We start from the raw sequence: 21428 nt of genomic DNA, 5'->3' as shown, positions 1-21428 counted from the left end.
GACTACACCAGCATCAAAAAACGCATCGACCACGCGAAGATGGGAAAGCAACCAAAAAGCCTACTGCGCTTTGTGGGCAGTCCACGAAAACATATGCCAAAAGGCCTGCCTTTTGAACTCAAATCCTATATTGAGTTGGTTGAACTCACAGGCCGTTGTATTCGAGTAGATAAACGCGGTTATATCTTTGAGTCTCAACACATTCTCACTCGACTCAATATAGAGCCTGAGAACTGGATAAAACTCACGACTCAGTTTTCTCGGGTATTTCACGGTGCAGTTGGTCGAGAGCGAACAGTAACCGCCTACTGTGAAACACTGCAAAAGCGACGGCGGACAAACCTAACAAATTGCGAGCGCTTGTTGGCTTAGTAAAACTCACATTCTCAATTCTCGAATTTCTTACAGCTGCATTTACAGCGCTTTGTTGTGCGCGATAACCCGGTTTTAGTGTAGAGATACGCTCAAGTGCTAAAAAATAACCTATCGATACACGCTTTTGACCAAAGTGATGGAAGTGCTTTCATACATTTTTACTTTACGTCCTCAGTTTGGATATTAATAGTGTGATGGGTGTCAGGGTATTAATACTTTTGACCAAAGTGATGGAAGTGCTTTCATACATTTTTACTTGACGTCCTTAGCTTGGGTATTAATAGTGGTGGGTGTCAGGATATCAATTAATAGTGATGGGTGTCAGGATATCAATGATGGGTGTCAGGATATTAGGATAGTGATGGGTGTCAGGATATTAATGATGGGTGTCAGGATATTAGGATAGTGATGGGTGTCAGGATATTAGGATAATGGGTGTCAGGATATCAGGATATCAGGATATTAATAGTGTGGGCAGCATCTGGAAGGCATGTTGTAACTAATATAAGTCAGTCGATTGCTAATAAATCAGCTATTGGTAACGTTGTAGTCTCAGGTAATGTAACTAATCTAGGGTGTAAACTATTAGCACTGGTCGAGTTAGAAACTTACTCATAACAAGCGTTTTATAGTGACTCGCAATGTTCGGCAGCTTCGTTTCGCTCAAGTATAGCCAAGCGCTATTCACACCTAAACTTGCTTGTTTGCCCATAGAAGTTTTTATACGAAGTTCGTCTAATACAGCCGACGTCCTAAAACGTTTCTGTCTAAATACAAGTTAGGTGAGCACCTGTTGCCGCAATTGGATTTAAGATATGACATTGCTGTTGAATGGCCGAGTTTGGCACYGATACCTGATTAAGCCCTAGTAGATAAAGTTAAGACTTATTATCTTTCAGAATGAAGATGAGGAATTAGGATCAAGCCAAGGCTTGACCCTAATTCTTTTAGTGTTGTGGCTGTGGTGGGAAGTTAGCCAGTAACTCCGAGATGGTTTTGTTTATCGACTCCGTTCTTTTTTCTGGTGACTGGTGGCTACGTAAACGGCCTTCTTTCGCACCGCGCCATATCAGTTGGTTGGACGCTTTATCTATCATGTCCACAACTAATGTGCCTACTTCATACTCACGGGTTGTAGTTTGTGTTTGCCAGCCAAATCCCCAGTAATTCCAACGAGCACCATAGGTGGTGTGTAAAGAGTCCGATTCAATCTTGGTATCCACTGAAGCATGGTAATTAACCAATAAGTCAGCCGACTGCGGATCGGTGAGGGTGAAACCCTGTTTACTCATTTCTTGTTGAATGGCACTGCGGATCCGCTTTTCCATTAAGTCATTCACTTGATACTCACGGCCTTCATTTTTCAGATCGGCTTCGGGCGACCAAGCATAGGTTTTGTAGTTAGCGAATTGTACAGACTTGTCATAATCCCAATCAGGGGTTTTGGCGCAGGCCGCTAACATTAACACCAAAGTGGCGATAACAATATTCTTGAACATGTGTCTTTACTCCTTAGTGGGATGTTTACTCTACCTTAACGTGTTAAGCTGTTAATTGATAGAGACAAAGCATCCCTTGATCATTGCCTCTAAGACCTTAACTTGGAATTAATGTTCCACCTCTATCCAATCTTTTTCGTCTACCCAGTTTTGGCTTCCATGTGCAACACTTCGGATAGGTACCAAGTAGTCACAGCTTATCTGTGGTTTAACCGAAGCAAAAATAGGTACAAACCCAAAGCTTAGCGCAGTTTCGATGATGGCTTTTTGGTTTTGAGGGTCTATATCTGCGGCTTCATCTATGTAAATAGGGATACGATACATCGCTTGCTCTTGATCAGATAATAGGTAGCGAATAAATAGCATGCCACATAAAAGTTTGATTGTGATCCTAGTACCGTTTGAACCTGCTGAGTCAATTTTATCAAAGTGCTCGGTTTCACCCGCACGGTTGACGACTTCAAAGCGAATATCAAAGAGATCGGTGAGTGTCAATCCCGCTTTATCACTTGCAAGTTTAATGATGTGATCTTTCGCCTCGTTAACCGATTTCTCTGAGCTCGGCTGCTCGCTCAGTAGGTCTAAGCTTTCGCCTTTTTCGTATAAATCTGACGTGCTAATAATAGTATCTATGCTATCGACTAACATTTTACGAGGGATCACATTGATCTTAAACGCCTGCAAGTTAGAGATCCGATGCTGGCTTATACCTTTATTAAAACTGTTCATTTCACGACGTAAGCGCTCTAAGTCTTGACGCAGTCCTTTGATGGTTGCAGCCACCTCAGTGAGCGCGACACGTGCTTGTTTATCGACAGCATCTCGCTCGTTATCGAGGTTGTGATACGCGCTGATCAGTTTTTGGTACTTAGTGTTAGCGTCAGATTCGTTTTCAAACTTAGTGATCCCCGCATTGTAGATATGCAAGTAGGTATTACGCACGTTAACGTCTAAGTTTCTAAGTTCATTACATTCTTTATTAAACTGATGGATCACCTCTGACAGGTTATCAAAATCCAGCGTAATTTCGATTTCGTACGGTGCCAACTTACCCGAATATAGGTCTAGTGTGTGGTCGATACGCTCTGACTTCACTTGCTTTAGGCGGTCGGCTTGGCGCACTAACAAGTCTTGCTTGCTTTTAATGATAGAGCGGCGGTCAGAAATTGAACCAGCATTACGTTGAATATCATGTAAATATTCATCAACTTGCTCTCGTTCCATCTCTAGCTGCTCTTTGAGGGCTTGTTGAGCATCGACCGATTGCAACATGGTTTGATATTGCTCAAAGCGTTTCATGGCCGCTTCGGTAGCCATGAGTTCATCATAAAGCGCATCTCGCTCTTTTTGTTTTTCAGCGACGTTTGCCGCAACTTCACGCTGTTGCTTTATGTCATTAAGCGATTGTTGCAGTGACTCTAGTTGTGCTTGCAGCTGGGCTTTATTCTCACCGCTTTGCATTTGCACTGGACTGAGTTTTTTCAACTTAATAGTAGCGCCAGGTACTTTAAGCTCTCCACCTTGAACTGATTTAGACAGTGACTCTAAAAACGCGCCAAAGGCATCTTCGTCGGTAATGCTAATTTCACCCTGAGAAGTGGTTGAAAACGATAACAAATCTGGATTTAAAATTCGTGATATCTCTTCTACTTCTTTTAAAGACAGATCTTCACGCATACGAGTAAACAAGTTGAACTCAAGATTCTTGAGTTGCAGTTTTAAACTCTTAATTTGCTTTTGCGTTTCGTTGATACGGAAATCAAGAGTATGCAGGCTTTGCCCCTGTGCACTATTGATAGAGAAGGAAAGTTGCTCATATTCCTTTTTCAACAGCGTTAAATTGGTTTTAAGCGTTGCATGATTGGTCAGTTCAAATTCACGTTTTAACGCGTGGAAATCGGTAAACCATTGCTCTATCTGGGTTTGCTTACGCTCGATATCGCGAGACTGTTGGACGTACAGCTGCTGCTTAGACTCAAATTCACGCTTCTCTGCTTCGATATCTTCCAGCTGTGTTGCTAATTCCGCAATTTGCTCGTTGTGATAGTTATCATATTCGACCAAAGCTAAATCGAGTTTTGGTGCGTATGCCGCCAATTTACCTTTTAACACAGCCTCATTTTCAAGCATTTTCTCAAGGGCTGAAATTGGCTCTTGCATCGACTCCAGCGCATTCAGCTCACGGCGAGCGCGGTTTACCTTATCAAAAGCGCGACGCCAGACTTCATAAAAGTCGACTTTCGAGTTCGACATATGGCGTTCGAACACCTTGAGCATAAAGCGTTTTACGTCTTGCGCGCCGAGTTTATGCAGATTCAAAATACGGCGGAATATTTCTTTATATACAGGCGCATCTTGGACATTATTCAATGGGATCATCTTCAGGTTGATATCACCATCAAATGGCGTGGCTCCGCCTGTGAGTAGGGCATTGAGTTCTTGTGCTTTTAGCTCTACAGGTTTTAGCTGCTTTTCCTCCAAATGATTAAATAGCTTAGTGTACTTGATGATACTTTTACCTTGGGTGTAATCATCAAGATTCAGCTTGCCTTGATAGCAAAAAAACTGGTGTGCGTAACCGGCAATTTTGCCAAGGCCTGCAACGCCAATAACGACATCGCCGTGGGGGAGGTTAGCTTCTAGCAGAATATAGGATTGATCTGACGAAAAATAGAACTTACGCGTTTCCTCTAAATCGTGACCGTCCCACTCTGTCAGCCTTAAATCGTTGATAAGTGGGAACTGCAAGGCATTGATCACTGAGCTTTTACCAGTGTTATTAGGCGCACAGATAGATGCACTTTTATCCAGAGGAATGACACACTTCGCATATCCGGCGGTATTTAATAATGCTAGTTTACTTAAGCCGTACAACTGCTCGCTCATAGCTCGTCCTCAATATCATATTGTTCTTCGTTTACTTCCATTAGCGCGTCAATGTAGCGATAAATCGGTGCAAGTAGCATAAAGCCTTGCTCAACCTCACGGGCAAGACCCAGTCTTACCATACGCAAAAATACGTCCTTTCTAAGATCTGAACCCGAAAAAATCTCAAGCTGATCAAACAGGTGCTTATTGAGTTGTACTATGGTCTGCATTAGCTCCAAATCACAGCTTTCATCAAATAGTACGCGAAGCGGATCTTTACCTTGGTTGGCGTAGTGCTCGATCAAGATATAAATGGTTAGGGCAATCGCCCGGGAGATTTTCCCCATATTTGGCGTGCTTTCATCACTTGCTAGGTAATAAAAGCCTCTAGCATCATGTTGTAAGTCATGGCCTAGTGCAGCAAATAACGCTTGATAGCTTTCTATTTGCTGGTCTAGCTCTTGCCAAAGAGTCGTGTCTTGTTCGCTAATGTGATACCCGCTCACCAGTTTCTTGTTGATGGCTTGGAGCTCATTGAGCATATCTAAATTAATTGTTGTCATCATGCTAATCTTGTTTTGCTTTGGCACTAAATGGATATAAAGAAAAAGTATGTGATGCGATAGTGATCTTACTTTTTTGCTGCTCCTGACTTAAGGTCAAATCTGATTCGTTGATCAGCTTTTGATAAAGGAATAGCATTTCGTCTGCTTCAAGATCAGGATAGCTATCGCTTAAAAAGCCCAGAAGTGCTTGGCGCTTTTTACCTGTTTGTTGAAACCTTGTTTTTACCGCATGGTAATCTGGGATGGTTGGACTTTGATATGCAGGTACATCGTCGTGATCGGGCAGCTGATACTCTTCATGCTCAAATTCAACAAGACTTGCCATATAAGCCACCATGTGACGCTTTTGCCCAAGATTAAAACGTTGAATATCTGAAACAAATTCTGGTTGAACTGGTGAAAGTAATCGGTCAACGCCGCGTTTTCTAATTTGTCCAAGGACTTTTGAGGCTTGTCTTGTAATGAGTGTATTACGGCGCAGCTCCTCTCTCAGTGGCATTAGTAGGTCGGCGCTGCGGCTTAAGCTCTCTCTACCAATGAGGTGCATATCTAAAATTCGTGTTCTGAGTTGCTCCAGCATACGTTTATCTGCAGCGCCACGGCCYAATTGTTCAATCTCGTCAATTTGTTCACTGACCTGAAGCTCAATCTGATCAAAGCAGCGTTGAAAAGGGCCATGAATATCGACCATTTCCAACATCGGCTCGATATATTCGTCAAACGCTTCCAATACGGCTTTATACCTCATGCCAAGAGACAGCGTGGAGGTGTCAGATTTAGCTTGTTCAACCAAGTTCATGATAGCGCTTTCGTTATGTTCGAACAGCTTAACAATTTTACGAACGCGTTCGTCCATAATTCGACTAAAACGACGTAGTTCAGAGTAGTCGGCTTCTTCACCAGCTTGCGCTATACGGTTGCCCAGACGCTCTAGGTCTTTTATCAAAACAGTAATTTCTTCCGCTAAGCCTAGGCTCTCTTCTTGTAGTAAAAAGCTTGCAAAATCGGCAATTGCCCGATTGATCTCCAGCTGGGAAGACTTTGCTAGTGGAATAATTATTTCTTGTTGGAGCAATCGATTGGTTTCTTTATAAATTCGCTCACTAGACCAGCTAGGGTTTTTCTGTTTTAGGATGTTTTGTACATCTTTAAGACTGAAATCAGCGAGCTTAAATCGTTTAAAAAGTAGCTCCAATACGCTCCAGTGCTCATTTATTGTATTTAATAATTTTTTTGCTGGGATCATAACTTTCCAGTAGGTAATAGAGAAGTTACATTACTACTTCATCAATTTGTCACAAAATGTTTATCGTACGTAGCATGGGAACTATGATGGTGCTAGAATCCGCCGCGAAAACGAACCCACCCTTTGTTACATTTAATTACAGGTTGTTTACGCATTATGGTTACGCCCATTATTCTAACCCTGATAGCCATCGCTTTTATACTGATCGTTATAGAAGATATTATTCATGTAAACAAGGCCAAAACCACGCTTTTTTTTGGTACTTTATGTTGGATTATCGCCTTTATCTCTCCAATTCATGGTCAAAGCCCAGAAATTGTACAAATTGAGCTAGATCATAACATCCTAGAAATTGCCACGTTATGGCTGTTTTTGATGGCGGCGATGACATTTGTTGCCTACCTAAACTCAAAAGGATTCATCCAAAATATTGTTCACCGGATCATGCCAACCCATATTAGCGAACGCAAGCTAATGTTTTTAGTTGGTGCCTTTGCATTTGTGTTTTCTTCAATATCGGACAATATTACCGCGACGCTTATTTCATTAGCTGTAGTCATGTCTTTAAAACTAGACCCGAAAAAGCTAATAAAATATGCGACCTTAATTATATTTAGTGTTAACTCCGGCGGCGTGTCTTTGATCACTGGGGATGTTACTACTTTGATGATATTTTTGGCCGACAAAGTCACAATCCCTGATCTTTTATTGCTGATCATGCCGTCTATGTTGAGTGTATTCGTGCTGGCTGCCATGCTTTCTATTGGTATGAATGAAAAAATTACCTTTGAAAAGGCTGAATTACGCAGAATTGAAAAGACCGACATTACCATTGCACTTATTTTCTTATCGACGATTTTCGCAACATTGTTCTTGAGCGTTCAATATCATGTACCGCCAATGTTGACTTTCCTATTTGGCCTGTCCTTGATGTTTTTAATGGCACAATTTTTAATGCGCAAAAAGGACGTGAATAAAAAAATCATCGACTATATTCGTGAAATTGAATACGACACCTTGTTATTCTTTGTTGGTGTATTGCTCTTAGTTGGTGCGTTAAAAGAGGTTGGTGTACTGTCTAAGTTTACTGATTTATATCTATACCTTGCGCCAGAGTATGCAAACTATTTGGTTGGTTTGATGAGTGCTGCGGTCGATAACGTGCCATTAACCGCTGCATTATTAAAAGCAGATATTACCATGACCCCTTCACAGTGGTTGACTTTTACCTATGCAACAGGAGTAGGTGGTTCCATGCTTATCATCGGCTCTGCGGCAGGGATCATTGCGATGAGTAAGGTCAAAGCGTTGACTTTTTCAAGTTATCTCAAAATGAGCTTCTATCTACTTATTGCCTACACTGTCGGCTATAGTGGGGCATATTTCGCAGGCCAACTTATTTAGCTTGAATCACATATATTTTCACCCTTTTGGGACAAGTTTTTTATAAATTACTTGACACCTAGACGGCTAAAAGATAATTTTCTCACATCGCCCGCACTTATTGCGGGCTTTTATTTTGCTTTTATTCATATTTGCAAAGGCAAAATAAACAGAAGAGGCGCGATGCTTAGGTAGTTAGTGTGAGGTGACGAGACCAATGACCACTAGTGAGGGAAGTATTCGCCGAGGAGAAGCGTTGCTCGTCGCGACGATTCTTCGGTTTACGAGGCTGAATCCTCGGAACTGTCACCGTATTGGTGGAGAGCTTCTGGCAAAGGTCATTTCAAGCGTTCGTCTTTCTAGAAATCCCATGCCGAGTTCTCCTTATAAAATTTGACTGTGCCATCGGTCGAGAGGAGAGAAAATGAATTCGCAGTATGTTGTAGCCAAATTTGGCGGTACCAGTGTCGCTGACTTTGAAGCTATGTCTCGTTGTGCTCACATTGTTCGTGACAATCCATATGTTCGAGTAGTGGTTGTTAGCGCATGTGCTGGCGTAACCAATCACCTTGTAACGCTAACTCAACAAAAGGAAGATGAAGCCGGGCGCAAAGCAGTTGTTGCAGCGGTTGAAAACATACAGCAAGCGATTATCGACAAAGTATCTTTGGATGCTGACCTTGCTGAAGGTTACAAACAAACATTTTCTGAATTTGAGAGTTTAGCGAGTTTGCCTGCCTTGAGTCGGCAACAATGTGACGAGGTGCTGAGTTTTGGCGAGCGTTTTTCTTCCTACCTGTTCACGCAAATTTTAAGAAACCACAATGTCAAAGCATCTCGTTTTGATGTTAGAAAAGTGCTCAAAACTGATAATCAATTTGGTAAAGCGAATCCTAATGTAGCTGCCACGCGTGAAGCTGCGAAGGCTAACCTTGTTAATTTGCTGGATGATAGTGTTCAGGTAACGCAAGGCTTTATTGGCTGCGACCAATACGGTCAAACAACTACACTAGGTCGTGGTGGTTCGGATTACAGTGCTGCGCTGTTAGCTGAAGCGATTGATGCTTCTAGTGTGCATATTTGGACCGACGTAATTGGTATCTTTAGTACAGACCCTCGCTTGTGTGAAAAAGCGAGGCCAATTCCTCGTTTGAGTTTTGATGAAGCTGCTGAAATGGCGACATTTGGTGCAAAAGTGCTACACCCAGCAACTATTTTACCTGCCAGCCGCAAAGGGATCTCTGTGTTTGTCGGGTCGAGCCGCGATCCACAAGCAGGAGGAACTTGGATTGAAAAAGAAAAAACCGCTCAAGCGGGGATCCGTGCAGTGACTCAACGTAAAAACCAGATCTTACTGACACTGAAAAGTCCCGAGATGCTATTGGCAAGTGGTTTTTTAGCTCGTATTTTTACAATCTTAAGTAACTACAACATTTCGGTTGATTTGGTCACTACTTCAGAGATAAGCGTTGCGCTGACGCTTGATAATGCCCCAAACGCATCTCGTCCAGAGCTGGAGCAAGCGTGTCTAGATGAGCTAGGGGAGTTTTGTCATGTCACAGTTGAAAACAATTTAACACTAGTTGCAATGATAGGCTCAGAGATCCAGCTCCGACAATGCCAGTTGAATTTAATGGATGTGTTATCTCAGTTTAACATTCGACTAATATGCCATGGTGCAAGCAAGCACAATTTGTGTTTCTTGGTGGAACAGCAGGAGTCTGATCAAGTGGTACAATCAATTCATGCCAAATTATTAGAAGTCGCATAAGTAAATTTATTTCCTGTACTGCACTAATAAAAAAATTGCAATATTTGCTCGGTGATGGCACTTTATCAACAGGATACTTGGGAGTGCCATTATGAATTATAAAGACGTCTACGAGTTCTGGTTTGTTGAATGCACAGAAGCTGATTGGTGGAAAAAGTCAGCAGATTTTGATCGCATTATCAAAAATCGCTTTGGTATCCTTCATCATATGGCGCAGCAGGGAGAACTTTCAAGTTGGCGTACATCGCCCGTTGGGGCACTGTGTGAAATCATTATATTAGATCAATTCTCCCGCAATATCTTTAGGAATACTCCAGAAGCGTTTGCCAGCGATCCATTAGCATTATGCTTAACTCAACATGCTATCGAAAAAGGCTATCACCAACAACTTAATGACACTGAACTAATGTTTTTATATATGCCACTAATGCACAGTGAAAGCGCGAGCATACATACATTAGCACAGCAATATTTTAAACCTTTGCCCAATTACGACTTTGAATTGGCGCACAAACGTATAATCGACAGGTTTGGACGCTATCCGCATCGCAATGAAATTTTAAAGCGACTATCAACCGAGGCCGAGCTAGCCTTTCTCAATACACCAAACTCGAGTTTTTAAGCTCAACCCCGTTACACTCGCATTTTTAATGGAAGTACGTATAATCAGCCGTCTACAAAAATAATGATTGATTTAAGACATGGCTCATACGCGCGATGGATTTCAAAGCCGGCTTGGCTTTGTGTTGGCAGCAGCTGGTGCGGCTGTTGGACTTGGAAATATTTGGGGTTTCCCGACTCAGGCTGCAAACCATGGGGGCGGCGCCTTTTTGTTGGTTTACTTTGCGGTAATTTTTCTACTCGCATTACCTGCGCTTTATACTGAGCTGTATTTAGGCCACCAGGCGCAAGCAAACCCAGTTAAAGCACTCAAAACTGCATGGCGTGAGCGCAGCCCAAAGGTTGGCGCTGCAGCCGGTTATATCGGTCTTGGCGGTGCTATCGTGATGTTAAGCTTCTACTCTATTGTGGCAGGGTGGATGTTGTCTCATTCTCTTGATCCATTAGCACAAATGGCTGAACTGGATAGTGTGCATGCGTTTCTTAGTGGCGATTCGATACTTAGAAACTTCCTGTTCACACCACTGATGCTTCTACTTACGGCTAGTATTATCCTCAAAGGTGTAAAGTCTGGTATCGAAGCGTGGTCGCGCAGGTTAATGCCACTGTTGCTTATACTCTTGGTTGGTTTGATAGCGTATATGGCTACGCTTGATGGTGCAGCAGAAGGGTTTCGAACTTATCTTATCCCTGATTTTGCTAAAATTAGCGATCCCGATTTGATCATTGCCGCAATGGGACAGGCGTTTTTCTCACTATCGCTGGGTGTTGGCTGCATGATGATTTATGGTTCATATTTAAAGCCTAATGAAAATCTCCCCAAGTTGACCTTCAGTGTTGCAATGTTAGATACAAGCGTTGCGTTTTTGGCAGGCTTATTGATTATTCCCGCTATTTTCGTAGCGCAGCAAAATGGCGTTCAAGTTTTTCAAGATGGCAAGTTGATTGGTGAAGGTCGGTTAATTTTTGCGATTTTACCAGAGCTATTTGCCAATATGGGACAGGTTGGATTACTGGTCAGCCTCACCTTTTTTGTACTGATGTCTATTGCTTCAGTTACGTCCACCATTTCTTCTACGGAGATCCCGGTTTCGTTTTTGGTTGAAAACCACGGCTTTAAACGCAAGCAGGCAACTTGGTTGGTCACATTGGTGATTTTTATAGCCTCAAGCACCATTATATTGAACTTTGACTGGTTGTTTGAGCTTGTGATCAGCTTGTTTACTCAGTATCAGTTGCCGCTAATGGGACTTTTTTACTTTGTTACTGTTGGTTGGGTGTGGAAGCGAGGGAATCAACTTCACCTTGAATCTCGTGGTGCACATTACTGGTTTGCGCAGTATGTTAGGTTTGTTTGCCCAATTTTAATGACAGCTGTGTTTATAAACGTGGCGATAGCAAAGTAGTAGTCTTTGTAATCTATAACTAAAAACGGGAAGCAACGGCTTCCCATTTTTATCTGTGTAATACGTCATCTCAATTAAGTGAGCTATTTTCTCGCCTCAAATAGACCACTTAATTAAGAAAATTGGTATAAATTCGCCTTGCCTATAGGATGTAGTTACCTTAGCGGGAGCAGGGCGCGGGAGCGGTGTTTTCGCTAAAACTCTATGGCTAGACAAGGAAAAAACTAAGTTGTGCTTTAGCTACAAAGAGTTGGAACATTCCTTATCCAAACCTCAGGCCAGTTAAAAGTCTCGCGGAGAGACAAACTCTCCAGCTTGAATACTTTCATAGGTTCTTTGCGCGAGAGAATCTAGATTACCTAACTCTTTACCCATGGCAGCTAATTGATTTGTTACCGGAATAATGTCTATTTCTTCCACGCCAGATAGCTGGGCAACCCGGGCAAAGGTGTAAGCGTGTTTGTACTTTTCATGTTTATAAAAAATGCTCACAAGCGACGAGTAAACCTCAGGGTTTGGTGTTTCGCCTCGCTTGTTTAATTCTAATACTCGATACAGAATATCGACCGTTTTGTTGTCATCTACTTTGGCATAAAATTCAGCTAAGAATAGCTGGATCTCTGCATCATTTTGCACCCTGGGGTCATCCTGCATATTGAGTAGTTTGTTCATAGCAGCACGATCATTATTTCTGGACCATTGGTAGTAGAGTAGTCCGGGGTGGTTACTATTTTTTGTTTCTTGGTAGATGCGGGTCATTTCTTTTAATGCTGTAAGGTGTCCCTCAACGCGTGAGGTCGTCTTTTCTTTTAATTTGATATGTTCAATTTTGGCTGCGAGCGCAACACAYTGGTTGTAGCGTTCCAAATCTTTCAATAATTTATACTTGTTATCGTCGGTAGGAGACTTGTATTCATGGTAACGAGCATAAATCACTTCTGCACGTTCATCTTTACAATGACTGTCCTTATTTAAATCCTCACAAAACCCGGGTGTTTCACTACACACTTGTTTCAAGGTTAAGGTATCGTCGCAACCAGCCAATAGTAATGCTGCAAAAACTAGCGACTTTTTAAACGCCATAGTTTGACCTCAATGATTTTTTATAATTATAGGCTTTGCAGCCCAAATAAACAGGGTAGAGCTAATGGTCGACTAGTTTAGCGCAATGAATTGTTCGGTAACAGTGGAGAATCGCGACAGTTTAAATTAGAATAGCCGTGCCCAAAAGGGCTATCCGTTCAAAGAAAATTGTTTATTAGGCAGAAAAAATGACCTTATCTCACGAGCAAGAATATCAAAATAGCTGGCAAGAGCGTCAAGATTATGCAGAAAGCATGCAACCCCTAATCGGTCGTCTATACCGTAACAAAGGCGTTGAAATCTCTGTATACGGTCGTCCTCTTGTAAGTGCAAGCACCATTGATGTTATCAAAGCACACAAAACAGTAGCGCGTTTTGAAGAGCGTAAACTACGTCTTCGTGAAAGCTTTCCATTCTTAGAAGTGATCAGCAAAATGGAATTAGCACCGGGTCGCGTTGACCTTGGTAAGCTAGCTTATGCCTACATTTATAAAAATGCAGGTGAAGGCCGCTCAATCGAAGAGTTTTTAAATGCAGAACTTGCAGAATTACTAAACCAAGGCGCACGTCCAGAACCTCGCGACGTCGTTCTTTATGGTTTTGGTCGCATTGGCCGTTTATTAGCACGCCTACTTATCGAACGTGGCGGCTCTCACGCTGATTTACGCCTACGTGCAATCGTTGTTCGCGGTGGCCGCGATGGTGATCTTGAGAAACGTGCAAGTTTATTGCGCCGCGACTCAATTCATGGTCCTTTCAATGGTTCAATCACAGTAGACCATGAAAAAGGTGCGATCAAAGCAAACGGTAACTACATTCAAGTTATCTACGCAAACTCACCTGAAGAAGTGGATTACACAAAATACGGTATTGAAAACGCACTTATCGTAGACAATACAGGTGTTTGGAAAGACGAAGATGGCTTAGGTAAACACCTTAAGTCAATCGGTGCGTCTAAAGTGCTACTTACAGCACCAGCTAAAGGTGACATCAAAAACATCGTTTATGGTGTTAACAACTCAGACATCCAATCTGAAGACAAGATTGTATCAGCAGCAAGCTGCACAACTAACGCAATCACACCGGTATTAAAAGCACTTAACGACAAGTTTGGTATTAAGAATGGTCACGTAGAGACTGTTCACTCTTACACTAATGACCAAAACTTGATTGATAACTACCACAAAGCTGAACGTCGTGGTCGTAGTGCGGCATTGAACATGGTTATTACCTCAACGGGTGCTGCTAAAGCGGTTGCTAAAGCACTTCCGGAGCTTGCTGGTAAGCTAACAGGTAATGCAATTCGCGTACCTACACCAAACGTATCAATGGCTATTCTTAACCTTAATTTAGGTAAAGAGACAACAGCTGAAGAGCTAAACGAATTCCTTCGCGAGTCTTCACTTTACTCAGAGCTACGCGACCAAATCGATTACACTGCGTCAACAGAAATCGTGTCTACAGACCTTGTAGGCAGCCGTTATGCTGGTGTTGTTGACTCTCAGGCTACTATCGTTGATGGTGACCGTGTTGTACTTTACGTTTGGTACGATAATGAGTTTGGCTATAGCTGTCAGGTTGTACGTGTAATGCAGGATATGGCAGAGGTTAAATTCCCAAGCCTACCTCGCTAACATAACAATTTGCGATAAAAAGCCAGCACCAGCTGGCTTTTTTAGTTTTTGAAATAAGTTGGTTGTGGTAGGCTTGCAAAAATAGTCTAGCTACAATTAGCTAACAAAATGTTATCTGCTAATTTTGAACACGAAAGAGAAAATTTCGTCACATTACCCTGTGATTTACTTTCTTGAAAGTGGATAGAAGTTATACCAATTAGCAACAATACTTGATCAATTTGAAGGGGTACATCTGACGCTAACTGTGTTAAAAATTTTGCTATTTAGAGCAACTGAAATAGCAAAATTTTTGCCTTGCCTACTAGGATTTAGGTATCTTGGCAGTAGCAGGATGTGGCAGCGGAGTTATCGACATGATTTTTTCGCCTCAAAGTAGACCACTTAGTTAAGATAATTGGTATTAGTTTGGTAACTGTGTATTTACACAACAATTTTTAACTTACTTAGGGAAACCTATGCGCATTACGAGCAATTTCGATAGTGGGAATATCAAGGTAATTAACGCGACATCACCTACAGATATCCAACTAGAAATCAATAAAGACAATGAATCTGATTTTTTCCAGTGGTTTCATTTTAGACTTGAGTCTACGCCTTTCTTAGAGCATAAAATTCAAATTAATCAGTTACAGGATTCTGCTTACCCAGAAGGTTGGGATGACTATCAAGCAGTTGCATCTTATGACCGTCAAACTTGGTTCCGTGTACCAACACGCTATGAAAATGGCACATTGACTATTGATTTTGAACCAGAGTGCGCGCACACGTATTTTGCATATTTTGCGCCTTATAGTTATGAGCGTCATCTGGACCTCGTTTATTGGGCGCAGTCACATGATGCCTGTGTCGTTGAGACATTGGGTCAAACGTTAGACGGAAGAGATATGAGTTTGCTGACTATTGGCGAACCATCACCAGAGAAGAAAAAAATCTGGATAACCGCTCGTCAGCACCCAGGTGAGACAATGGCAGAGTGGTTTGTTGAAGGACTACTTCACAAACTACTAGATGACGAAGACTCTCATGCCGCTGCACTTTTATCAAAAGCCGTTTTTTATATCGTGCCAAATATGAACCCAGATGGCAGTGTACGTGGACACCTTCGCACCAACGCAAAAGGCGTTAACTTAAATAGGGAATGGCAAACACCAACTCTAGAACAGTCACCAGAAGTTTATTACGTGCTTAATAAAATGCGTGAAATAGGGCTGGATATGTACCTAGATATCCATGGTGATGAAGCTTTACCGTATAATTTTGTTGCGGGTAGTGAAGGTATCCCAAGTTACGACGAGCGATTAGCGCGTTTAGAAGAATCGTTTAAGGCGGCACTGTTAACCATCACACCTGAGTTCCAAGATGAATTTGGTTACGATAAAGATGCGCCGGGAGAAGCAAACCTTACTGTAGCCTCATGTGCTGTGGGTGAAACGTTCAAGGCGTTGGCTTATACTGTTGAAATGCCGTTTAAGGACAATGCAAACCTACCAGATCCATACTTTGGCTGGTCAGACCGACGTTCATATCAATTCGGTCAAGACACGTTAGCGGCAATCCTAAACGTAGTTGATGACTTAAGATAAATACAAGAGCGGGTAATCATGGTTGATTACCCGCTTATTTTTGTATGATTGTAAAAACAAATAATTAACATAAAGACGTTTTTAAAACACCTCAACAGGGTGTAATAACAACAATAAAGGGGAATAATCGTGGATGCGTTAGGCAGCTTATTAGATAGCTTAGATGGGATGTTAGGTGGTTCACCTTGGTTCCCGTATGTGTTGCTGGGGGTTGGTTTATTTTTTACCATTTACCTGAAATTTCCACAAATACGATATTTCAAACATGCGTGTAAGGTGGTGACAGGACAATACGATAAAAAAGGCCTAGAAGGGGATACCACGCACTTCCAAGCACTGGCAACAGCACTCTCTGGTACGGTTGGAACAGGTAATATTGGTGGCGTGGCACTGGCGATTTCAATTGGTGGGCCTGCGGCACTTTTTTGGATGTGGATGACGGCATTTTTTGGTATGACAACCAAGTTTGTAGAAGTGACCCTTTCTCACAAATATCGCGTGCAAACAGATGATGGTACAATGGCAGGTGGTCCAATGTACTATATGGATCGCCGGCTAAATATGAAATGGTTAGCGGTATTATTTGCAATCGCTACGGTTATCAGCTCATTTGGCACCGGCAGCTTGCCGCAGATTAACAATATTGCGCAGGGGATGGAAGCGACCTTTGGTTTCGCTCCGATGGCCACCGGTGCAGTGCTTTCAATTCTATTAGCATTGGTTATTTTAGGCGGTATTAAGCGTATTGCAGCCATTACATCTCGTGTTGTACCACTGATGGCCGCTATCTATATCTTGGGATCTTTTGCTGTTATCTTCTACAACATTGAGAATATTGTTCCTTCATTTCTTTCTGTTTTTACTGATGCGTTTACGGGCTCAGCGGCCGCAGGGGGCTTCTTGGGAGCTTCTTTTGCCTACGCGTTTAACCGTGGTGTTAACCGAGGCTTATTTTCTAACGAAGCAGGTCAAGGCTCTGCACCCATCGCGCATGCTTCGGCAAAAGCCGACGAGCCAGTGTCAGAGGGGATGGTTTCTATTTTAGAACCATTTATCGACACCATCATTATCTGCACTTTAACTGGCCTTGTTATCTTGTCCTCAGGTGTGTGGACTGAAAAATTCGAAACTCACTTCGAGCGTTCATCAATGATTATTCTCGATGGTAAATATGACGAGTCTAACCAGCAAGACCGAGAAGCTCTATATGCTTACTTAAATGGTAAAAATGAGCACAATGTAAAACCATTTAATGGCGAAATTGAAGTTGTACAGGGTAAAGCAGTAACGGAAAACTTCACGGTTATCCATTCGCGCTCCATTGGCGAGAAAGTACGTTTTGGTATTACTGAGCGTCACAAATACACTGGAATTGTTGAGGTGAAAAACGGGTTACCAACAGACAATAGCATAAGCTTGATTGGTCACTCGCTGGTTCATTCTGCTGAATTAACAACTAAAGCATTTACCAGAGGCTATTTAGGCGAAAATGGTAAATATATTGTCTCTATTGGTTTGTTGTTGTTTGCATTTTCTACAGCAATCGCGTGGTCTTACTATGGTGACCGAGCTATGATTTACCTGCTAGGTAGCCGCTCTGTGATGCCGTATCGAGTATTTTACGTGGCGGGTTTCTTTTGGGCGTCGTTTGCAGACACAACTCTGGTTTGGAAACTTGCAGCGGTAGCAATTGTTGTAATGACCCTACCTAACCTGTTTGGTATTTTCCTGCTACGAAAAGAAATGAAATCTTCGGTGAAAGATTACTGGGAAGATTTCAACAAAGAACACAAACAGTGAGCGAATTTTAATTAAAATTATCTTGTCATCTAAGGACAAGGCATCGCAAAGGTAGTAGAATAGGGCACTTCACAGGTGCCCTTTTTTGTATAATGGAGAAGTAACACGATGGCAATAGCACAGTGCCCCAGCTGCAATAAATCTATTTCCTCCAAACACAAGTCCTGCCCTCATTGTGAAACCAATTTAGCAGACTTTTCTCAAGAAGACAGAGAAAGAGCAGCCTCTAGAAATCGCGTCAAGCGTCAACAAACAGTGATGAATTATTCATTTATTGCACTGATCCTAGTGCTTGGCGGATTCTTATATATTTATTGGCAACAGCCTGCGCCTAACTCCTTCGAAATGATAGCAAGTAAAAGCGCGATAGGTATTGGCACGGTTTGGTACTTAATTAATCGAGTAATACTCGTTATTTTGAAAAAGAAAAAGTAGTAATGAATGTAGATAGCTTAGTTCAAAATATTACCCCAGAAATATTCGAACGTTTGCAATATGGTGCAGCGACGGGGAAGTGGCCTGATGGTACGCCTCTTAGTGAAGCCCAAAAAGAGCAAACGGTTCAGTTGGTGATGCTATACCAAGCAAAGGTAGTCAAATCCAACGAACAATTCACCATAAACGAAAAAGGTGAGATGGTGCAAAAATCCAAACGCGAATTACAACAAGAATTCAAAGCCGATAATGAAATAGCTAGGTTCAGTGAAAATGATCTTTAAACACCTTTTTACACCGAAATGGAAACACCCTAAAGTAGACGTTCGTTCACAAGCGGTAGACAAACTAGATCTAAGTAAAGATGCGACATTACTCCACACCCTAGCGCTCGAAGATGAGTCCGCGCAGATCAGAAAAAAGGTTCTTACCAGAGTTAATGATCTGGGGCTTTGGTGGAAAGTTTATAAGCAAGATAGTGAGCTTAAAGAACTGGCAGAGCAAAAAATATCTAGTGCTGTTATCAACCGAGATAATGCGCTGCAGCGAGAAATTCGTGAGGAGTACATAGAGCGCTATGCCCCAGTGAAAACGCTAGAAAAAGTTGCTGTGCGTGAAACAGACTCAAGCAATAAGGTGAAACTGCTCAAGCGCTTAGCAAATGTGTCATTAATTGAAAAGACGTTTAAAGAAGGTGACGAGTCGCTTCAAGTCTTAATGCTTGATCTTATTTATCAGCACAACCTTGAAAAATCTGTATTAAAGAGCGCTAAAGGTAAGGCACAAGAAGCCATTGAGCATGCGCTTGAGCAACAGCGGCTAGCTAAAGAGATGCCTGCACAAGTGGCTGAGCAAACGCGAGTTGTACTTGCGAAACTTAATGCGCTACGAGATAAGGCCGATTTTGAGCAAGTGAATACACAAGCAGAGCAGTTGTTTGCACAGTGGCAAAGTATTGAGCTTAAATGGCTTGACGAAGAGACGGTTGCGACACTTGATGCTAAGTATCAGCTTGTTTCAGAAAAACTGCACCGTCATTTAAAATCGTTACATGCAAAGCACCAAGCCCTACAAGAGGAACTAAAAGCTAAACAGGATCAAGCTCTTGAAATTGCCGAGTTCACTGCTGAGTTGGAGGCAATTGAAAAGTCAGTGGAAGTTGCATGTTTAGCTCTGGATTTAGCACCACATGCAGGTCTTGTTGAGCGCGTAGAGATGCTAAGAAGCAAGATGGCATCTGCACAGTACGTCAATACTACTGACCTAAAAGATTTGCAAAGCAAGTTAAATAATATTGAACGAGATTTATCAAACTTGCCAAGCATAATCGAAGCTAACGAAATGTTTAACCAGGCATTAAGCGCGCTTAAGGCTATCGAAGCACCAGATGCTATTGAGCAACTCGATGCACAAATGCAAGCTCAAAAAGATGCGTATGTGGTGGTAAGAAAGTCCCTAGATGCCTTACCAAAAATGCTACAAAAACCAGCTAAAGTGCAACTTGCAGAGGTTAGCCAGACATTTATGAGCGCTATAGAGCCTCTTAAAGCTGAGCAAGATAAAGCCTTGAAAATCGCTAAGAAAAAGGCACGAGATGTACAACGGCTCATTGATCAGGGTCGCTTCAACGTGGCATTTGGCGTTTTCAATGGGTTTGTAGAGCAGTATGAACTACTCACACCACACTACAAAAAACAGCTTGAAAGCCAGCATGACAGCTTGTCTAAAGCATTAAATGATTTAAAAGATTGGCAGAAATATGCGGCAACGCCAAAGCGTGAAGCCTTATTGAGTGAACTTGACAACAAGTTACAAGAAGAGGATATCGACCCGCAGAAGCGTGCTGAAGAGGTTAAATTACTTCGTGCGCGCTGGAATGAATTAGGCCACGTAGAGAGCGACGAAGAAAAAGCACAAGCGGTGCTATTTGATGAAAAAATAGAATTATTATTCGCTCCCTGTAGAGCATATTTTGCTGAACAAGAAGTCCTTCGTGAGCAGGCTAAAGAAAAGCGTGAAGCAATTATAAATGATGTAGAGGCTTTATTAACTTCACTTCAAAGCGAAAATAATGATTGGCGAGAGGTTGAAGCGCAATTTAACCGTCTTGCTAAAGCATGGAAGAGTGCAGGTAATGTTGATGCTAAGGTATATCAAAAGCTGAACGCCACTTACCGTCAACATCATCAAGCAATTTATGAGCAGTTAAAAGCATTCCATCAAGGCAATGCTGTTGAAAAAGCAAAACTTGTTGAAATTGCCGAGCAGCAACTTGGATCGGATGACTTAGCGGCATCTTGTGAGCTACTTAAGTCGCTTCAAAAACAATGGCAGCAAATTGGCTTTGCAGGTGCAAAACAAGAGCATACATTATGGAAAGCGTTCCGTGCTCATAATGACGCTGTATTTGAAAAGCGCAGTGCCCAATATGCTGAGCAAAAAGCACTCGAAAAAAGTCTTGAAGCTGAACAGCGTCAGCTGTTAGCTGAATTAGACAGTAAAGTGATTGAAGCCGTAACACAAAATGAGCTGATAAACATTCGCGAGGAGTTAACAGCGACATCAGTGGTAGCTGCGCTTAAACAAGAGAAAAGCCGATTGCTATCACAGGTAAAGTCAAAGCTAGATGACTTATTTTCATCGCAACGCCGCGAAAAATTTAACGAGTTGGTGAGTGCTGTTGAAAACGGTGACGTGATCCCTGCAACATGGCAGGGAAGCAATAAAACTGAACTGACTGCTCAACAGTTAATCTTGCGACTTGAAATACTAACAAATCAACCGACCCCAGCGCAGTGGCAAAATGATAGAATGTCGCAACAAGTTGCCATGCTTGATGCTAAGCTGCAGGGAGAGGAATGTAGCCTTGAAACCTATTTGGTCAGCTATTTAGCTGAGGTAGACCAAGATACCTTAAAGAGCGCTAAAGATAGATTACTGGCAATCTTAAACGCATGATCAATAAAGCCCATTTAACCATAGGTTAAATGGGCATCTTGTGTGTAGTAGTGTGATTACCAAGGGATACTGACGGTATAAGTACCAAGCGATTTTGACGTAATCACACTATCAATGTTGCCGAGTTTCGGCAAGTTTTGCTAACCGTAACGCAGTAGTATTCATATTTTCTCTTAGCCAGATATTGCGAACGCCGC

The 21428-nt window shown here is 42.1% G+C and carries 15 protein-coding genes, 1 pseudogene and 1 riboswitch; of the genes and pseudogenes, 11 read left to right on the top strand and 5 right to left on the bottom strand.

Annotated features, from left to right (window positions below; all coding sequences use genetic code 11):
• Window positions 1-372, top strand: a pseudogene (locus EAG18_RS21535) (transposase); the annotation flags it as partial.
• Window positions 373-1322: 950 nt separating this feature from the next.
• Here the strand turns inward: EAG18_RS21535 and EAG18_RS21530 are convergent.
• The 4 genes from EAG18_RS21530 to EAG18_RS21515 form a co-directional block, all read right to left on the bottom strand.
• The gene (locus EAG18_RS21530) at window positions 1323-1874 is read right to left on the bottom strand and encodes a DUF4136 domain-containing protein (protein WP_125254400.1); all 552 of its coding nucleotides are present in this window, start codon (window positions 1872-1874) and stop codon (window positions 1323-1325) included.
• A 108-nt stretch (window positions 1875-1982) separates the two neighbouring features.
• Complete coding sequence (locus EAG18_RS21525; RefSeq protein WP_125254399.1) at window positions 1983-4760, bottom strand: ATPase; 2778 nt, start codon at window positions 4758-4760, stop codon at window positions 1983-1985.
• Entirely contained in the window at window positions 4757-5305 is a 549-nt protein-coding gene (locus EAG18_RS21520; RefSeq protein ID WP_125254401.1) for a hypothetical protein, read from the bottom strand. Before EAG18_RS21520 ends, EAG18_RS21525 begins: the two co-directional genes overlap by 4 nt.
• 4 nt (window positions 5306-5309) lie before the next feature.
• The gene (locus EAG18_RS21515) at window positions 5310-6554 is read right to left on the bottom strand and encodes a hypothetical protein (RefSeq protein ID WP_125254398.1); all 1245 of its coding nucleotides are present in this window, start codon (window positions 6552-6554) and stop codon (window positions 5310-5312) included.
• Between the two features lie 156 nt (window positions 6555-6710).
• Here EAG18_RS21515 and nhaD point away from each other — a divergent pair, with 156 nt between their 5' ends.
• The 4 genes from nhaD to EAG18_RS21495 all read left to right on the top strand — a co-directional run bounded on the left by nhaD (window position 6711) and on the right by EAG18_RS21495 (window position 11735).
• On the top strand, window positions 6711-7958 hold the full coding sequence (nhaD, locus tag EAG18_RS21510) for a sodium:proton antiporter NhaD (protein ID WP_125254397.1): 1248 nt from the start codon (window positions 6711-6713) through the stop codon (window positions 7956-7958).
• A gap of 144 nt (window positions 7959-8102) precedes the next feature.
• A riboswitch (Lysine riboswitch) is annotated at window positions 8103-8273 on the top strand.
• 88 nt (window positions 8274-8361) lie between these two features.
• Complete coding sequence (gene lysC / locus EAG18_RS21505; RefSeq protein ID WP_125254396.1) at window positions 8362-9708, top strand: lysine-sensitive aspartokinase 3; 1347 nt, start codon at window positions 8362-8364, stop codon at window positions 9706-9708.
• A gap of 91 nt (window positions 9709-9799) precedes the next feature.
• The gene (locus EAG18_RS21500) at window positions 9800-10330 is read left to right on the top strand and encodes a DUF924 family protein (RefSeq protein WP_125254395.1); all 531 of its coding nucleotides are present in this window, start codon (window positions 9800-9802) and stop codon (window positions 10328-10330) included.
• A gap of 79 nt (window positions 10331-10409) precedes the next feature.
• Window positions 10410-11735 (top strand): sodium-dependent transporter, encoded by a 1326-nt coding sequence (locus EAG18_RS21495; RefSeq protein WP_125254394.1) that lies wholly within the window; start codon window positions 10410-10412, stop codon window positions 11733-11735.
• Window positions 11736-12017: 282 nt separating this feature from the next.
• Here the strand turns inward: EAG18_RS21495 and EAG18_RS21490 are convergent, their stop codons facing one another.
• Complete coding sequence (locus tag EAG18_RS21490; protein ID WP_125254393.1) at window positions 12018-12818, bottom strand: DUF2989 domain-containing protein; 801 nt, start codon at window positions 12816-12818, stop codon at window positions 12018-12020.
• Window positions 12819-13006: 188 nt separating this feature from the next.
• Here EAG18_RS21490 and EAG18_RS21485 point away from each other — a divergent pair, with 188 nt between their 5' ends.
• The 6 genes from EAG18_RS21485 to EAG18_RS21460 all read left to right on the top strand — a co-directional run bounded on the left by EAG18_RS21485 (window position 13007) and on the right by EAG18_RS21460 (window position 21231).
• Window positions 13007-14452, top strand: coding sequence for a glyceraldehyde-3-phosphate dehydrogenase (locus EAG18_RS21485; RefSeq protein WP_125254392.1), 1446 nt, complete (start codon window positions 13007-13009; stop codon window positions 14450-14452).
• Between the two features lie 458 nt (window positions 14453-14910).
• Window positions 14911-16038 (top strand): M14-type cytosolic carboxypeptidase, encoded by a 1128-nt coding sequence (locus EAG18_RS21480; RefSeq protein ID WP_125254391.1) that lies wholly within the window; start codon window positions 14911-14913, stop codon window positions 16036-16038.
• A 129-nt stretch (window positions 16039-16167) separates the two neighbouring features.
• Window positions 16168-17838 (top strand): AGCS family amino acid carrier protein, encoded by a 1671-nt coding sequence (locus tag EAG18_RS21475; protein ID WP_125254390.1) that lies wholly within the window; start codon window positions 16168-16170, stop codon window positions 17836-17838.
• Window positions 17839-17946: 108 nt separating this feature from the next.
• Window positions 17947-18273: a hypothetical protein gene (locus EAG18_RS21470; protein WP_125254389.1), complete on the top strand. Its 327-nt coding sequence runs from the start codon at window positions 17947-17949 to the stop codon at window positions 18271-18273.
• Between the two features lie 2 nt (window positions 18274-18275).
• On the top strand, window positions 18276-18557 hold the full coding sequence (locus EAG18_RS21465) for a DUF1315 family protein (RefSeq protein WP_125254388.1): 282 nt from the start codon (window positions 18276-18278) through the stop codon (window positions 18555-18557).
• Entirely contained in the window at window positions 18547-21231 is a 2685-nt protein-coding gene (locus EAG18_RS21460; protein ID WP_125254387.1) for a DUF349 domain-containing protein, read from the top strand. Before EAG18_RS21465 ends, EAG18_RS21460 begins: the two co-directional genes overlap by 11 nt.
• Window positions 21232-21428: the final 197 nt, after the last annotated feature.

It is taken from the genome of Pseudoalteromonas sp. J010, from assembly GCF_003934235.1.
GTDB lineage: Bacteria > Pseudomonadota > Gammaproteobacteria > Enterobacterales > Alteromonadaceae > Pseudoalteromonas > Pseudoalteromonas peptidolytica.
This window is presented reverse-complemented; position numbering and strand designations above follow the sequence as displayed.

Bases quoted from the DNA above. Each gene is read 5' to 3' on its own strand.
- EAG18_RS21525 (WP_125254399.1), bottom strand. From the start codon at position 4,760: ATGAGCGAGCAGTTGTACGGCTTAAGTAAACTAGCATTATTAAATACC.
- EAG18_RS21495 (WP_125254394.1), top strand. From the start codon at position 10,410: ATGGCTCATACGCGCGATGGATTTCAAAGCCGGCTTGGCTTTGTGTTG.
- EAG18_RS21530 (WP_125254400.1), bottom strand. From the start codon at position 1,874: ATGTTCAAGAATATTGTTATCGCCACTTTGGTGTTAATGTTAGCGGCC.
- EAG18_RS21485 (WP_125254392.1), top strand. From the start codon at position 13,007: ATGACCTTATCTCACGAGCAAGAATATCAAAATAGCTGGCAAGAGCGT.
- nhaD (WP_125254397.1), top strand. From the start codon at position 6,711: ATGGTTACGCCCATTATTCTAACCCTGATAGCCATCGCTTTTATACTG.
- EAG18_RS21520 (WP_125254401.1), bottom strand. From the start codon at position 5,305: ATGACAACAATTAATTTAGATATGCTCAATGAGCTCCAAGCCATCAAC.
- EAG18_RS21470 (WP_125254389.1), top strand. From the start codon at position 17,947: ATGGCAATAGCACAGTGCCCCAGCTGCAATAAATCTATTTCCTCCAAA.
- lysC (WP_125254396.1), top strand. From the start codon at position 8,362: ATGAATTCGCAGTATGTTGTAGCCAAATTTGGCGGTACCAGTGTCGCT.
- EAG18_RS21480 (WP_125254391.1), top strand. From the start codon at position 14,911: ATGCGCATTACGAGCAATTTCGATAGTGGGAATATCAAGGTAATTAAC.
- EAG18_RS21465 (WP_125254388.1), top strand. From the start codon at position 18,276: ATGAATGTAGATAGCTTAGTTCAAAATATTACCCCAGAAATATTCGAA.
- EAG18_RS21500 (WP_125254395.1), top strand. From the start codon at position 9,800: ATGAATTATAAAGACGTCTACGAGTTCTGGTTTGTTGAATGCACAGAA.
- EAG18_RS21460 (WP_125254387.1), top strand. From the start codon at position 18,547: ATGATCTTTAAACACCTTTTTACACCGAAATGGAAACACCCTAAAGTA.